Source organism: Neisseria oralis (assembly GCF_045062685.1).
In the GTDB taxonomy this organism is placed as follows: Bacteria; Pseudomonadota; Gammaproteobacteria; order Burkholderiales; family Neisseriaceae; genus Neisseria; species Neisseria oralis.
This window is the reverse complement of record NZ_JBJGEB010000004.1, coordinates 186,254-201,812: the sequence shown is the minus strand read 5'-3', so window position 1 is coordinate 201,812 and position 15,559 is coordinate 186,254. Positions and strand designations below refer to the sequence as shown.

Here is a 15,559-nt window from a genome sequence, read left to right as displayed (position 1 = left end):
GCGGGCCGGCAGACATTCATTCGGGTTTTCAATTATTATTTTTTCGTACCGCCGAAAGCAGTATTGAGATTCGGATTTCGGGCGAACTCGGCGACACCGGCCAGCGCGGCGGCATCGTTGCCGTAGAAATTGCCGCGGGTCGTACCGCTTACATCGTTGGCCGTAGCCCTGCCGCCGAACGAAGCGTTCGCGGTGTTGATAACGGCATTGTCGACGGTAACGCTCAGGCCGGGGCGTTTAATCGTGCCGTTCAGCCTTTTTTTAGCGAAGTCCGCCTTTAAATCGCCGGTCAGCAGGGCGGTATTGGCGTCGACATAGTGATTGATGCCTTTGACCGAGTAAACGGCGGTGCCGCCGGTCGGCATTTTTGCGGTTTTGCCCGTACCGTTGTAGAACACGGAATAATTGGTTCCGGCCGTTCCCGCCGCCGCACCCGGCTGCACGTCCGCCCAATCGCCGAAATACACGTCCGCGTTGCCGACCCTGGCAAAAGATATACGGCCCAGGTTGGAATAATCGTTGGGTACCCCGCCGGGGACATATCTGTAAATCGGGCTGTACATACGGTAAAGGCGGGTAACGGTTACGCCGTTATCATCCCGGTTGACGATACCGTCGAACAGGCGACGCACCAGCGGTTTTTTGCCGATTTCGTCGAAGCGGGCGAACGAAGTCGAATTTTTATGGGTGTGGTACAGCATTTTCCCTTTATAAGTCAGTAGATTGGAATAAGTAACATGAACGGAGGCCCTGTTTCCGTACCAGCCTGACGATTCGGTTCCGAGCCTGATATAGCGCGGTTGCCTGCCGTCCGTAACCGTTGCGCCCGCTTGAGTGCCGGATACAAAAAAATGGGGCTGTGCCTGCGCGGCGGTAGCGGCAAACACAGCCGCCGCTATCATCAGAAGTTCGGTATGTTTCATAATCAACCTCTTCGGTATCGCTAAATATTTTTTGAAAATTCGTTAAAGGCCGTCTGAAACCGAATCGGGCGAAAGCGGGGCTTCCGCCCGACGGATAATCATCGTTTTCCAATCAGCCTGCTTTAGCGTCTGGTGCCGCCGAAGGCAGTGTTGAGTTTGGGATTGTTAAAATCGGCCACCCCGGCCAGTGCGGCGGCATTGTTGCCGTAGAAATGGCCTTGGGTTCTGCCGTTGATGCTGCCGTTGGCTTTGGCGGCGCCGCTAAACGAAGCCTGGGCGGTATTGATAACGGCATTGTTGATCGCAACGCTCAAACCTGTTTTGGAAATCGTACCGTTCAATTTCTTAGCGCCGAAATCGGCGGTCAGCGTGCCGGTCATGATGGGCGAATTCTGGTTAACGTAATTGTTGATACCTTTAACGGCATAGGTAGCCTTGCCGCTGGTCGGCATTCTGGTAGTTTTGCCCGTGCCGTTGTAGAACACGGAATAATTGGTGCCGGGATTGCCCGCACCGGCTCCCGCTTTCACATCCGCCCATTCGCCGAAATACACATCCAGATTGCCGACTTTGCCGTAAGTCATACGGCCCAAATGGGAGTGGTCGGGCATCACGCCTGTCTTGCTGAGAAGGTTCCATCTGCCACCAGTCATACGGTACATACGGGCAACGATAACGCCGTTTTTGTCTTTATTGACTACCCCGTTTGCTAGCGCTCGAATGATTGGTTTGGTCCCGATAGAATCTACTTTGGCGAACGGAGTGGGATTGTTATTGGCTACCTTTTTTCCTTGATTTTTCAGGCTGGGATCAACAACATTGATAGCAGCCTTGCCTCTGTAATTGCCTTCTCCTTCTATTCCCAATTTGATATGACGAGGAAGTCCGTTGTTTGTAACCGTTGCCCCCGCTTGAGTACCCGAAACAGAAGGTGCGATTTGAGCTTGGGCGGAAGATGCGGCAAACACGGCGGTCAAAGCTATCAGAAGTTTAGCGTGTGTCATGATTAAATCTCCTAAATATGGTGTTTACAAATGCCTTCCGAAGATTTACAAAAGGCCGTTTCAATCGGACCGGATTCGGATAAGCGGTCTTTAATGCGCTCAGAAGGCGATATGAACTATACGCCTGATTACAACTAATGCAAATAAAAATAATTTTAATTATCTTATTTGTTGAATATATTTCATCTATCAACTTTTGTGTTAATCAAATATAACTAAAAAAATAATTGTTATAGCGGTTGCATAAATATGTAATGCCGACCGGCACGGATAAATCTGCTTTGTTTCCCACCCGTTATTCCCGCCTGTGCAGGAATGACGGGTTTTTGTTGTCCGAGGGAATGGCGGGGTACGGGGAAGGGCGGTTTTGTCAAAGGGAATAATGGATGGGTTTGAAAAGGCGGAGAAGGCCGTCTGAAAAGGAGAAGGCCGTCTGAAAAATCTTCCGGCTGCTTTGGCGCGGCGGTGTTTTTCAGACGGCCTGACGATAGGCAAATAAATGGTCAGAATTTGCCGGTAATCCCTATCCTGACCGTCCTGCCCGGTGCGGGCATATAGGAACGGCTGAACGGGTCCATATAGTAGCGGTTGGTCAGGTTGGTGCCCACCAGTTCGGCGCTGATGTTTTTGTTGATGCGGTAGCGCAGATAGGCATCGACTACGGCCGTGGCCGACCAGCGCATGTTTTCTATGCCGTCGATATAATTTGTATTAATACCGTAGTTGCTATTGACTGCCTGCTGGAATCCGACCCATGAATCTTTGCGGCTTTTGTATACGTCGCTGTGCCAGTGGAAGCGGGTGCCGACATCCAGTTTGTTTTTCAGGAAACGCGCGCCCAGTTCGGCATCGACCGACCAGCGCGGCTGCATCATGGATGACAGGTAACCTTTGATTTCTACCCCGCCGGGGAAGCAGGTCGGTGCGCGTACCAATGGCTTGCTGCCGCTGCTTTGGACATAATGTGCCAATACTTCGGACTGTGCGTTGTCGGTAAATGCGGCACCCTCGTCGCAGACGTCGTTGCGGATGGTGCGGATGACGCCGAGGCTGCCGTACACCTTGCCGGTATCGAAGCGGGCGGACAATTCCGCGCCGGTGCGTATCTGCTTGTCGAATTGTTCGAATTCAAGCTGGTCGTTGCGGTCGATGATGTTTTTGGTGGTGTTGCGAAAATAGTTGATGCGGAAATCGGCCTTGCGCATTTTCGGGAACAGTCCGGTCAGGTCGTGGATATAGCCGACCTCGAAATTCTTGCCGCGTTCGGGTTTCCATTGGTAGCCATAGCGGTTTACCGAGGTGGTGTTAACCCTCGGGCTGATGGGAACACCTGCGGTACCCTCGAAAGTGCTGGGAAAACGCAGGGTTTGGGTATAGCGCAGATAGGCGCGGGCATAGTCGGTCAGATTGAAGGTTACCGAAGCGGCGGGCGCCCAGCCGCTGCCTTTCTGCTTCAGCGCCTGCTGCTTCTGCGCCGGTGTCAGTGCGCTTTTATAAGTGTAGTTACTTGCAGTTTCGGCCGTAAGGTTTTGGAATTTGTTTACAAAACGCGGGCTATTGGGATCGGCCGGATTATAGATGGGGTTTTCGACACGGGTCAGCACTTTGGGATTGCTTAAGATAGGATGGTCGGCCATATTCAGATTGCCGTATTGGTCTTTGGTCCAATCGAAACGTGCTTGAGTAACATACACTGGTATACCGTTAGATCCTCCGGGATTGATTTTAGCAGATGCATCCAACATGTCTTGTGTCGGTTCGCATGTAGGAGACATGATGCAGGCATCGGCTTTTTGATAGGCCTCATAATCTTTTTTCGTCGCCACGACATCGGCGGTATATCGAAGCCCTCTGTGGGCTTCCAATTCACCGCCGTTGTCTAAGAATTTTTTGACACTGTCGTCTTGCAGGGAGAAGTTGGTATAGCGCGCGCCTGCGGTCAGCGTCAGCCACGGGCGCGGCTCGAAGCGGAAATTGAAGCCGAGGTTGTATTCGCGTCGCCTACCGTTGCGCGGATAGGTGATAACGTCGAGAAATGGGTTGGGATAGAGCGAATCTTCACCGATTTCCTTTTTGAAATGGTCGCCGTATAAATCGGCAAATTCATTGCGTGTTGCCAGTTTTTCGTTCTGAAAGTCGCCCAATACGGTCAGCTCAAGATTGTCGCGCAGCTTCATGCGGTTGGAGAAATTGAAGCCGTTGCGGTTGTTGGTGGCATAGAGTGCCTGCGCCTGGCGGGTATTGAAGCGGCCGTCGGTATTCGGCAGGCCTTCATCTAAGCCGGGCCTGTTGCGGCGCAGGCCGTTCCTCCAATTATCGTAAGCCTCTCCCCAAGGGATATCCATCCAAGCGATATCGCCGGGGACACCGCCGGAGGAATTGGTTTTGGAGCGGGTGCGGGTGGCCCATAGCGAGGCGTTCAAATCAATCCAGCGGCTGCCTTCGGGTTTCCACGAATAGTCGATATTGTAGGCGCGCTGCTTGACCCATGCCTGCGGCCATTCGGCGATTTTGTTTTGGGAATCGATATTATCACCTTGGAAACCGCCGCCGCTGAGGATGCGTGATGGCATAACCTCGCCGAAGGTGGAGTGCGTATGGCGCAGGCCGAGTTTGATGCTTTGGTTGTTCGGCAGGCGGAAGGTGGTTTTACCCAGCCAGGATTCGGTTTCCAGCGAAGTATTGGCTACCTCGCCTCCCGGCGTGTAGAAGAGGCCGATAATGGGGACATCGGGGCTGAGTTCCTTTATCCCCTGTTCTTGTTCCAGCCTGCGGAGGTTCTCGGCATTGTCGGTGGAGTAGAAGCCGTAACGGTGCGCGCCTTTTTTGCCTGAAAAGTAATTGCCCTTGTTGCGGTAGGCATAGGTGAGTATGGCATCGAAATTATCTTGTTTGGTCGCAGCGGCGATGCGGTAGGCCTTGTCTTCCGAAAATTTATGCTTGCCGCCGAAGCGCGGGGTTAATCTGTCTGAATCGTCGGCATAAAACCGCCAGTATCCGCCTACTACATTTTCAGGATGTTCCAAAGTGCGGTAATCCACGTTTTCGGCATAGGTGGCTTTACGCGGCTTGATGGAATTGTTGCTGGTTTCCGCCTTGATTTCCACGCCGTATTTCTGACCTTCGGGCACGATGTCGTCGGCTTCGAGGGTTTTCAGCGCCACCGAACCGCCGATACCGCTTTTGACCTCGCGGTTGAACGACGGACCTTTTTCCACATACACGCTGCTGATGATATTGGGATCGACATAGTTGCGGTTGTTTGCGCCGAACATGCCGCGCCAGACGGTAATCGCCTGCTCGGTGCCGTCGATGGTAACGGGGATGCGCCCCTGTCCCTGTACGCCGCGGATGTTTGGGTCGAGCGCGCCGCTGTTGCGCGCTTCGCCGCTGTAGACTCCGGGCAGGCCGCTGAAGAGGTCGGATACAGTGTTGCCTTTGAAGGTTTCGACCTCTTCCTTGCCTTTGTAGAGGTTGACGATTTCGCGGGTATAGACGCGGTCCTTGCCGCGTTCGTCTTTGTGTTTGCCTTTTACGGTAATCGGATTGAGCGTAACGGTTTGGGTGGCGGCTCCTTCGGCGGAGGCGTCGGCATTGTCGGCGGCAAGGAGGGAAGGGCAGAGGCCGAGCACGCTCAGGCAGGCCGCGATGGTTTTCAGTCGGTTGTTTCTCATTGAGTGACTCCAAAATATTGTTTTGTTGTTTCACCCGTTTGTCGTAATTGGCGGGTACAGAGAAAATTAAAAAAGAAGCAGTTTGAATGTGATTCGAAGTTAAATTATTTTGAATAATATTGATTATTGTTTGGTTATTTGACGGAAGATGATGGATTTTGTTTCACTGCTTGGAAACTTTTACAAAAGATTTTCGCAGAAAATTCTAATTGTTTGCTATTCGGATAAAAAATATGGCTTGAATTAAAAGATTTTCGGTATTAAAAACCGATAAGCGGTATGAAGGACAAGCAGGCCGTCTGAAAACTTTTCAGACGGCCTGCTCCGATAGAAATAACGTGTCAGCCGCCTGCGCCGATGGTGTAAACCTTACCGATGCTGTCGGGGTTGCGGATGATGGCGGAAACGGCGGCGGCGAGTCCGTTCCGAGTCATGTATTTTTTTGGGATGCCTTCGGGTTGCAGGGTCAGGTTGTAGCTGTTGCCGTCGCCGTCGGCGAGGCCGCAGGGGCGGAGGATGGTCCAGTTCAGGCTGCTTTGTTTGAGGTAGATTTCGGCTTCGGTTTTGGTGCGGACGGCTTCGCCGAGGGCTTGTTTGAAGGGTTCGCTCATCATGTCCCATTGTTCGCCGCAGCCCATGCTGGTAATCAGGATGAAACGGGCTTGCGGGTTGGCGGCTTGAGCGGCGGCGATGATGTTGATGTTGCCCAGTGCGTCGCTGCGTATGCCTTGTTCGTTTTTGCCGCCGACGAAGCTGATGACGCTGTCGGGGCGGTATTGTGCGAACACTTTGTCGAGCGCGTCGGCATCGAGCGCGTCGGCTACGGTCGTCTGAATGTGATGATCGCTGAAGAACGAGTCTTCAGACGGCCTTCTTAAGACGGCGACGGTATCGGTGGGGTTGGTGAGCGTGCGGATGAATGCGCGGCCGGACGGGCCGTTGGCACCGAAGATGAGTTGCATGGGGTCTCCTTTGTTGGATGGTTTGGGGTAGGCTGGTTGATTTTCAGACGACTTGTTGTGTTTGATGTTGTGCTGTCGTGGGCATAGCCCACGCTACTTCTTTTCAGTTTTCTTTTGCGGTAGAGCTGAGGTCGTCTGAAAAACAGGCAAAGCGGGTTTTATAACAACTGCCGTGGCGTGGGTTTTACCCGCGGAATTGACTGCTTTGCCCTCTCCCTAGCCCTCTCCCACGGGGAGAGGGGATGGGTTGGCAAGGAAACTCCAAGTGGCAGAGAAGCCAAAAATGCTTGAATCTCAGTATCCTCAATTCCCTCTCCCCGTGGGAGAGGGTTAGGGAGAGGGCGGTAAGCGCAAGCTTACTTTGGGGTAAACGCCAATCTTGCAGGCAGCCTGTCGAATTTCATCGGCTATTTACGATGCCGGAAGATGATTTCGTTTGTGCAGGAATGTGGCAATTTCTATCGGTTTCGGGCAGAGGTCGTCTGAAACCTGTTTAAGCCGCATCAAACAGTTTTCTCATGGCTTCGATTTGGTGTTGTTTGAGTTCGCCTGCTTCGTCGCGGCCGACGAAGATTTTGAACATGGCGCCGCCGTTGCGGTTGATGAAGTTGAGCGAGCAGGTGTCTTTGCCCATAAACGGGCGTTCCAAAAGGTAGATGGCGGCGCAGTTTTCGTAATAGATATGACCGTGTACGCCGCCGTCGGTTTCGGGGTGGTCGAAGTTGTAGAAGCCACGGCCGACTTTGCCGCTAGGTAATTTGCTGGTAACTTCGACGATGGCGTCGGGGGTATGGGCGATGAAGGTGACGGCTTCGTTCCAAGCAGCGACGGCTTGGAGGATTTCGACGATGCGACTGCCTTCGGTTTGGCGGATGCAGTTTTCGGGCAGGCAGCGGATGACGTCTTCAAAGCTGCATTGGTTTTGTGCGGCGAGCATTTCGAGCACTTGGCCGGGATTTTTTTCCAATGATTGGCGCAACATGATTTGTTGTTCGGATGAAAGTTTTTGCATGGTTTGATCCTTTTCTTGGGTCGGGAGGGTGAGCATGAGTTTGCGGATGAGGGTGGGCGACCAGTAGCGGCCGCTGGTGTTCAGGCGGATGAGGCCGTCTGAACCTTGTTTTTCAAAGAGTTGCATTGCCTGCCATTGGGCGATCAGTTTCTGCGCGGCGGCGTTGCCGTCAAACAGGGAGGGATTCAGACGGCCTGTTTCCATGTCGTGCTGCACTTGTCCGAGCAGGGCTTTGTTCGGGCTGTGACCGCTCATGAAGGCGATGTTTTTTTCGCCTTTCGGGGTGGCGAGGTAGCTGTCCAAATCGCCCTGCACCTGATAGCTGAAGCCGCCGAAGTTGCCGCCTGCGCCGGAGCCGAACGCCCAGCAGGGGATATTGGATTTGACCAGGGTGTTGTAGCGGTTGCGTTCGCCGCGGCCGGGATAGGCGAAATGGCTGTTGCTGACTTGCTTCCAGCCTTTTTGCGCCAGCGTTTCGACGGCGTAGGCGTATTGGTCTGCCTGAACGTCGAAACCGGGCGGGGCGGGAAATGCGCCTTTTTCCACCATGCGGTTGATGGGTAGCATGGGATAGAGGTTGAAGGCGTAGGTGTCGAGTCCGGACAAAGGCAGGGCGGTGGCGCGTTCGAGGTCGTTTTGCCAGACGGCGTCGGTTTGGTTGGGCAGGCCGAACATCAAATCGACAACGATGACGGCATTGATTTCACACAGTTTTTCCAGATAGGCAAAGGCTTCGTCTCCGCCGTGTTTGCGGCCGAGGCGGCGGCGGATGGCGGTGTCGAAAGTTTGCACGCCGATGGAAATGCGGTTGGCACCCGCTTCGATGCAGGCTTGGGCTTTTTCGATGTCGAAATGGCTCATGCGGCCTTCGATGGTGAACTCGCAGTCGTCGGCAATCGGCAGGTATTGGTAACAGGCGCGGATGAGTCTGGCTAGGTCTTGGGTTTGCAGCGCGGTGGGCGTGCCGCCGCCGAAATAGACGGCGCGGATTTCGCCGTTGCCTTGGCGGATTTCCGCTTCCGCCGCCATTTCTTCGATGATTTTGTCGGTGTAAACGCTGCTGTAACTCTCTTTCCACGCGTTGCGGTAGAAGCCGCAGAACACGCAGTGGTTAGCGCAGAAGGGGATGTGCAGATAGGCGAGCGCGTCGGAATCGGCGGCATGAGGGAGCTTCTGCCGCCAGATGTTCTGCCACTGCGGACGGGGAATCGGTATGCCGCCCCATATCGGCATCAACGCCTGCCGTTCGGGAAAGGCTTTGGGCGCGGATTGGCGCGGTGTCCAAACAAGCTGCTGGGTCATAAGCAATTAAAAACGATTATTGTTCACTCTAATAGAGTAAATAACTAATTTTGAAAGGTCAAGGAAAGAAGCGCGGAAGGTTGCCTGGGCCGACGGGTAACTATGAAACCGATTTTCAGACGGCCTCAGCTTCTGAAATAAATCCCTTCTTCGTCTTGGCAGCGGCGTATCGGCCAGCCGTAAACCGCTTCGAGCAAGTCCGGCCGCATGACGGCTGCCGCATCGCCGGCAGCGATGATTTTCCCTTTATCCATCAGGACAATATGTTCGGCATAACGGGCGGCAAGATTGAGGTCGTGCAGCACCATCACGGATGAGGCGCGGCTTTTGTGGCGGACGAGATACTGCATCAGGCGGTGTTGGTGGCGGATGTCGAGGTGGTTGCACGGTTCGTCCAAAAGCAGGACGGGGGCGTTTTGCAGCAGGGCGCGGATGATGTTGGCGCGTTGCTGTTCGCCGCCGGAAAGAGAACCGATGCGTTTTTCCGCCAGTGCCGCCAAATCGAAATAGTTTAGAAGTTCGTCCGCCCATTCATGGTTCAGACGGCCTTTCTGCACGAACGCCGCCAGAGCGATGTATTCGCGCACGGTCATGGGCATGTTGTAACGGCCGTGCTGTCCGACCCACGCCGCTTTGCCTGCGCGGATTTGCGGCGCGGCGGCTTCGTCCAGAAGCGTAATCTCCCCTTGCCCCGCCTGTCCGATTAAGGCCCTCAGCAAAGTGGATTTGCCTGCGCCGTTAGGGCCGATAACGGCGGTGCTGCCCGCGGGAATATCGAGCGCGTCGATTTCGAGCAGGGTTTTGCCTTTGATGCGGACGGAAAGATTGCGGATTCGGAATACGGGTTGCATGGTGATGAAAGATACGGGGTAATGGGTTTTCAGACGGCCTGAACAGGCATTAACTGCCTTTCAATGGCTTAATAAACAAATACATAAAAAACGGTCCGCCGATTAGGGCGATGACGATGCCGACGGGCAGGTCGACGGGATAGGTAAACCGGCGCGCCGCACCGTCCACCATCATCAGAAACACCGCGCCCAGCCAGGCGGACAGGGCGGTGAGTTTGCGGCGGCCGCCACCGACGGCCTGCGAGAGCACGTTGGGCACCATCATGCCGAGAAAACCGATGATGCCGGCTAGCGACACCGCCGCGCCCGTCATCAAGGCCGCGCCGATAACGGTCTGCACGCGCAGTGCACCGACCGACACGCCCATGCTGGCGGCGGTATCCTCACCCGTCATCAGCACATCGAGGCGGCGGCCTGCGGAAAGCAGGAGCAGGAAGCCCGGCAGCATCACCGCCAGCGCCGCCGACGGCGAGGTAAAACCCGCTTCGGCCAAACTGCCCGAAAGCCATGTGGTCGCACTGCGCAACACTAGGTCGTCTGAAAGAAACAGAATCATGCTGACCACCGCGCCGGAAAACGCGCTCAACACAAAACCCAATACCAGCAGCCCCAAAGTGCCGCCGCCGAACAGCCTGTGCGCCGCCAAAATCAGCAGGCACACGCCCAGCGCGCCGGAAAAAGCCGCCGCCGGTACGCCGACGGCACCGCCGCCTGCCGCCAGCAGGGCAATCACGCCCAATGCCGCACCGCCCGAAGTGCCGATCAGGCTGGGGTCGGCGAGCGGGTTCTCAAACAGGGCCTGCAACGCCGCCCCCGAAGCGGACAAACCCGCGCCGACTAAAAGCGCGGTGTAGATGCGCGGCAGGCGGATTTGGCGGACGGTTTCGTCCATGGCAAACGGTGATTCCCACGCACCGAAACCGATGCCGCAGCAGAAATAAACGGCGGCGGCGGTGAGGGTGAGACAGATGAGGAAAGTGGGCAGTTTCATGGGTTTACAATGTCGGGGGCGTTCTGCTTTCAGTCGGCCTTTGAGGTCGTCTGAAAGCGTCAGTTTCAATAAAGTTAAAATTTAAAACGGCAAACCGTGAAGCAAACAACTGAAGTTTACCGGCCATCATCTCCGAAGGGTCGTCTGAAACCTATAAACCGTCATTCCCGCGCAGGCGGGAATCCATTTTTGAAATTCAGAAACTGTTTTTCAAATAAAGGTTATCAAGTTTTACGATGGAATCCCGCCTGCGCGGGAATGACGGCGGCGGGGAATAAGGTGTTCGGGTTGAAACATAGGTCGTCTGAAAACCGCGGCCTATTTCGCCAGCCCGTTCAAACGCCGCACCACCTGCGGCGTATCCAATCCGTAGCGGAACATGTCGTTGGCCTTCCACAGGTAAATCTTGCCGTTTTTCGCGGCGGGCGAGCCTGCGATTTCGGGGCGGGCGGCGAATGCTTTGGCACTGCCTATCATGGCGGTGTTGTGGTCGGCGATGACGATGATGTCGGGTTTGGCCGCTATCCATGCCTCGCGCGTCATCGGCTTGAGGCCGTCAATGGCGGCTGCGGCGTTGATGCCGCCGGCGCGGCGGATGATTTCGTCGGCGGCGGTGTTTTTACCCGAGACGATGCGGCCGTCGTAGCTGAACAGGTATCGTTTGCCGTTGGCGGGCTGCTGTTTCATGTCCGCCTGCCATTTCGAGGCGATTTTGTCCGCCTGCGCGCTTTTGCCGATGAGCTGCCCGATGCGGCGGATGCTTTGCGGGTAGGCGGCGATGCTGTCGTCGGGCGCGACGTTGACGGCGTTGATACCGGCTGTTTTCAGGCGGGTGAAAATGTCGGCAGGCTGTGCCATCCACGAACCGATGGCGATGTCGGGCTTGGCGGCGATAATGGGCTCGACGGTCAGGCGGCGGTGGATGCCGATGCTGGGTTTGCTTTGCAGGACGGGATTCTGCACGGTCTGGTCGCGGCCGACGATTTCGTCCAGCGAACCGAGTGCGGCGACGATGTCCGCCGTATCGGGCGTCAGCACGACGATGCGCTGCGCGTGGGCGGCGGCTGTAAGGGCGATGAGGGCGGCAAGAACGGGGTGTTTGGGTTTCATGGAATTTCCTTTGAGGGTTTCAGACGGCCTTGAAGGATTCGCGTTTAACAATCCGATTAATGACGGATTTTTTACGGAAAAATCTGATTGCTGCGCGTTTGCGGCCGGCGGTAACGGCTTTCAGTTCGGCTTGTCCGACGCATACGGATTATTGGGAAAACAGCGCAACCAACGCACAAGCAACAGCTTCTGGTTTCATGATATTTCTGTTTTTAGTTTTAAACTAAATAGTAATGATTTATATTTATAAAATAATTAAACATGGTTTGCAAGTTTTATCATGTCAATGATGAAAACAGGTTTTCTGAGATAGATTATTGCCGTTTTGTGCGCAATTTAATGATATAGGTTTGCCGATTTTTTGCATTTCTCTGCTGAATATGCAAAGGTCGGGGCGGAGGCGACAGCAAATATTTCAGGCAGATTGCTTGCGGTTGCGACAAAAGGCCGTCTGAAATTTTCAGACGGCCTCAAACTACTGCTTGATATGAAGGGGTTTATCCTCAGATTTAGAAAGACTAGAATACCTTATATATAATCCATCCAACACGGAAACCGACCTATATGACCCATACCGTCCACCTGCAACTTGAAGACATCGACAACACCGTCCTCCAACGCCTCTGCGGCGCACTCGACAGCAACCTTGAAGCCCTGGGCAAAGCCCTCGACATCCAAATCAGCCGCCGCTTCGAACACTTCACCTTCATGGGCGAACTCGCCCACGCTGGTCGCCGTGCCTTGCTCGCGCTCGCCGAAGCTGCCGAACAAGGCGATTTGGACGACAACGCCATCCGTCTTGCCGCTGTCGAAGCCAAAACCGCCGACGAGAAACACGAAGAAAAGCATCATGACCAACAATATTATTTCCGCACCAAACGCGGTAGCATAGGCGGGCGTACCCCGCGCCAAAACGGCTACATCCGCGCGCTGTTGAACCACGACGTCGTCTTCGGACTGGGTCCCGCCGGTACCGGCAAAACCTATCTTGCCGTCGCCGCCGCCGTCGATGCCATGGAAAAACACCAAATCGAACGCATCGTCCTTGTGCGTCCCGCCGTCGAAGCAGGCGAAAAACTCGGCTTCCTGCCCGGCGATTTGGCGCAAAAAGTCGACCCCTACCTGCGTCCGCTCTACGACGCGCTCTACGACTTGATGGGCTTCGACCGCGTCACCAAACTGATGGAAAAAGGCCTGATCGAAATCGCTCCGCTCGCCTATATGCGCGGCCGCACGCTCAACGGCGCATATGTGATTCTGGACGAAGCGCAAAACACCACGCCCGAACAAATGAAAATGTTTCTGACCCGTATCGGCTTCGGCGCTAAAGCCGTCATCACTGGCGACATCAGCCAAATCGACCTCCCGCGCAACGTCAAATCCGGCCTGAAAGACGCCCGCGAAAAACTGCGCGATGTGGAAGGGCTGTATTTCCACACCTTCACCAGCGAAGACGTCGTCCGTCATCCGCTGGTGCAGAAAATTGTGGAGGCATATGAAGCGGCCGAGGAAGCGGAAGACAAGATTTCCGGCCGAATCGGAATTAAGTTTTAGCGGTTGGGAAAGCGGGCCGGTTTGGTAAGCCTAAAAGGATTTTTTATTAAAGAATTTGTTTAATAAAAAATTAATCGGTACAAAAATCAGCGTCGAAATAACGGTGAATTTAAAGGCTTCACCGATTTCATGGTAGATGAAAAAATAAGAAAATATCAGCATGTATAAAAAAAATATCGCTCCGGAGATCAACATAAATTTTTTCATAATGGTTTTCTCATAATGTGAAGTTGAGATGACGGGATTGCAAGACGGCTTTGTTTCAAGCAAAGCCGTCTTGCAATCCGCCGATAGCTAATGTGTAGTTTCACCAGGCATCGTTGATAACTGAGCCTCCGAATCCGGCTATAAATCCACCGGCAGCACCAAATCCTGCGCCAACAGGGCCTCCACCGGCGCCGGCTATTCCGCCACCTAATGCTCCTACGCCACCTAGTGCGGCAGCCTTACCCCAATCTACCTTATTCCAATTCTAACCGCCGGAAACCAAATCCAGTTCGGTCATAGTCAATTCACGTGTACTAAATCCAGTTGCAGTTAATGTTTGCATGAGTAAACTCTTTATTAATTAAATACAAAAATAAAAATATGAGTTTGATTCCATAACTTTTGTGGAAAACGCACTAAGTCGGAGTATTTTCTTACAAAGTTTGTTCCTTATTTTTGTGTTTTCTTTTGCAATAATTATCATTAACTTTGTTTGCTTAAATACTCTACATATTTATTTGACAATGAGGCCGTCTGAAAAATATTTTCAGACGGCCTCAATATTATCCGGCGGACGCAGACCGGTTAACGGTCAACGCTGATGCTTTTTGCGGCGTTTTGTTTGTCCAGCCGTTTTGGCAGCGTGTCGCAGGGTGTTTCGCAGTCGCACACTTTTTTCATGCCCAGCGATGAAATGCCGCCGCAGCTTCCTTTGATGGTGCGTTTGGAGAAAATATAGCCGACCGACATGCCGAGGATAATCAGCAGGAAAAAGCCGAAGGTAAGTAGGATGGTGTACATAGGCGGTGTCGCTTTTTAGCGGATAAGTTGTTTGAATTTAGACGACATTTCCGTGCGGTAGCCGTCGCGTGTCCTGATGATTAAGAATACTGCCAAACCCTGCTGTTCGGCAAGGGCGAGGGCTTTTTCTTCGCCTAGGACGAACAGGCCGGTAGAGAGGCCGTCGGCGGTCATTGCGGTATCCGCCACCACGCTGATGGAGGCCAGATTATGGCTGATGGGTTCCATTTTCTGCGGATTGATGATGTGCGACAGACGCTTGCCCTGCTTGTCGGTGTGAAAATTGCGGTAGTCGCCGGAAGTGGCCAGCGCACGGTTGTCCAATGGTACGATAATCTGCGTACCGCCGCCTTGCAGCAACTGCGGCTGTTCGATGCCGATGCGCCACGGTTCGCCCTGTGCGTTACGCCCTTTGCCGCGTAGCTCGCCGCCGATTTCCACCAGATAATCGCGTATCCCCAGGCTTTCCAGATAAAGCGCGAGCTTGTCCACGCCGAAACCTTTGGCGATGGAGGATAAGTCCAGATACACTTCGGGGCGGCTTTTGGCCAGTGTGGCGGAACCGTCGTTGTGCGACAGCGAAATTTTGTCGATGCCCACAACATCCGACGCCCGTTTGATTTCTTCGGCGGAAGGGCTGTAAGTAAGCTGTTTGTCCGGTCCGAAGCCCCAAAGGTTGACCAGCGGGCCGACCGTTACGTCCAATGCGCCGTGCGTTGCTTTGTTCAGGCGGACGGCTTCGGCGGCTACGGCTGCAAAATCGGCGGCAATAGGCATAGGCTTGCCGGTTTCGCGCATTTTGTTGAAACGGCTGATTTCCGAATCTTCGCGGTAGGTGGACATCTGCCGGTTGACCTCTTCCAGAAGAAGGTCCAGTTGGGATTTGACTTTTTCAGGGGAAGGGAGGCCTTTGAGGCCGTCTGAAAGATATTTGACGGTGTAGGTCGTGCCCATCGTTTCGCCTTGCAGTGTTATTGTCGGGCGGGCGGGCTGCCGGTCGCAGGCGGTCAGGATGCCGGCGCTCAGCAAAATCAGAAAGGGGATGACGAGCAAGTTTTTTAAAAGGGACATATTGTTGAATCAGGTTAATACTGTGTTTTCAGACGGCGTATTGTATCGTAAAACCTGTTGTGGGGAGGCAAGACGGTTTTCAGACGGCCTAACCGAA

Annotated in this window: 12 protein-coding genes; 2 read left to right on the top strand and 10 right to left on the bottom strand. The window is 54.0% G+C overall.

Translation table 11 applies throughout. From position 1 onward, the window contains the following. Positions 1-35: 35 nt before the first annotated feature. From ACI43T_RS05520 to ACI43T_RS05485, 8 genes are all read right to left on the bottom strand, one after another. Positions 36-923, bottom strand: coding sequence for a Slam-dependent surface lipoprotein (locus ACI43T_RS05520; protein ID WP_405385768.1), 888 nt, complete (start codon positions 921-923; stop codon positions 36-38). Positions 924-1,045: 122 nt separating this feature from the next. Continuing rightward, positions 1,046-1,927 (bottom strand): Slam-dependent surface lipoprotein, encoded by an 882-nt coding sequence (locus tag ACI43T_RS05515; RefSeq protein ID WP_405385767.1) that lies wholly within the window; start codon positions 1,925-1,927, stop codon positions 1,046-1,048. 503 nt (positions 1,928-2,430) lie between these two features. Beyond that, on the bottom strand, positions 2,431-5,601 hold the full coding sequence (locus tag ACI43T_RS05510) for a TonB-dependent receptor domain-containing protein (protein WP_405385766.1): 3,171 nt from the start codon (positions 5,599-5,601) through the stop codon (positions 2,431-2,433). 341 nt (positions 5,602-5,942) lie between these two features. Beyond that, the gene (locus tag ACI43T_RS05505) at positions 5,943-6,563 is read right to left on the bottom strand and encodes an NAD(P)H-binding protein (RefSeq protein WP_405385765.1); all 621 of its coding nucleotides are present in this window, start codon (positions 6,561-6,563) and stop codon (positions 5,943-5,945) included. Positions 6,564-7,056: 493 nt separating this feature from the next. Then, entirely contained in the window at positions 7,057-8,877 is a 1,821-nt protein-coding gene (gene hutW, locus ACI43T_RS05500; protein ID WP_405385764.1) for a heme anaerobic degradation radical SAM methyltransferase ChuW/HutW, read from the bottom strand. 125 nt (positions 8,878-9,002) lie between these two features. Then, positions 9,003-9,728 (bottom strand): ABC transporter ATP-binding protein, encoded by a 726-nt coding sequence (locus ACI43T_RS05495; protein WP_405385763.1) that lies wholly within the window; start codon positions 9,726-9,728, stop codon positions 9,003-9,005. 49 nt (positions 9,729-9,777) lie between these two features. After that, complete coding sequence (locus ACI43T_RS05490; protein WP_405385762.1) at positions 9,778-10,719, bottom strand: FecCD family ABC transporter permease; 942 nt, start codon at positions 10,717-10,719, stop codon at positions 9,778-9,780. A gap of 318 nt (positions 10,720-11,037) precedes the next feature. Then, complete coding sequence (locus ACI43T_RS05485; protein WP_377082092.1) at positions 11,038-11,829, bottom strand: heme/hemin ABC transporter substrate-binding protein; 792 nt, start codon at positions 11,827-11,829, stop codon at positions 11,038-11,040. Between ACI43T_RS05485 and ACI43T_RS05480 the strand changes: the two genes are divergently transcribed. Further along, complete coding sequence (locus tag ACI43T_RS05480; protein WP_377082090.1) at positions 11,828-12,079, top strand: hypothetical protein; 252 nt, start codon at positions 11,828-11,830, stop codon at positions 12,077-12,079. The two genes, ACI43T_RS05485 and ACI43T_RS05480, sit on opposite strands and share 2 nt — an antisense overlap. Positions 12,080-12,393: 314 nt before the next feature. Beyond that, positions 12,394-13,383 (top strand): PhoH family protein, encoded by a 990-nt coding sequence (locus ACI43T_RS05475; RefSeq protein WP_009173974.1) that lies wholly within the window; start codon positions 12,394-12,396, stop codon positions 13,381-13,383. A gap of 792 nt (positions 13,384-14,175) precedes the next feature. Here ACI43T_RS05475 and nqrM read toward each other — a convergent pair. Beyond that, entirely contained in the window at positions 14,176-14,391 is a 216-nt protein-coding gene (gene nqrM / locus ACI43T_RS05470; protein ID WP_405385760.1) for a (Na+)-NQR maturation NqrM, read from the bottom strand. Positions 14,392-14,406: 15 nt separating this feature from the next. Then, complete coding sequence (locus tag ACI43T_RS05465) at positions 14,407-15,462, bottom strand: FAD:protein FMN transferase (RefSeq protein WP_314107246.1); 1,056 nt, start codon at positions 15,460-15,462, stop codon at positions 14,407-14,409. Positions 15,463-15,559 lie beyond the last annotated feature (97 nt).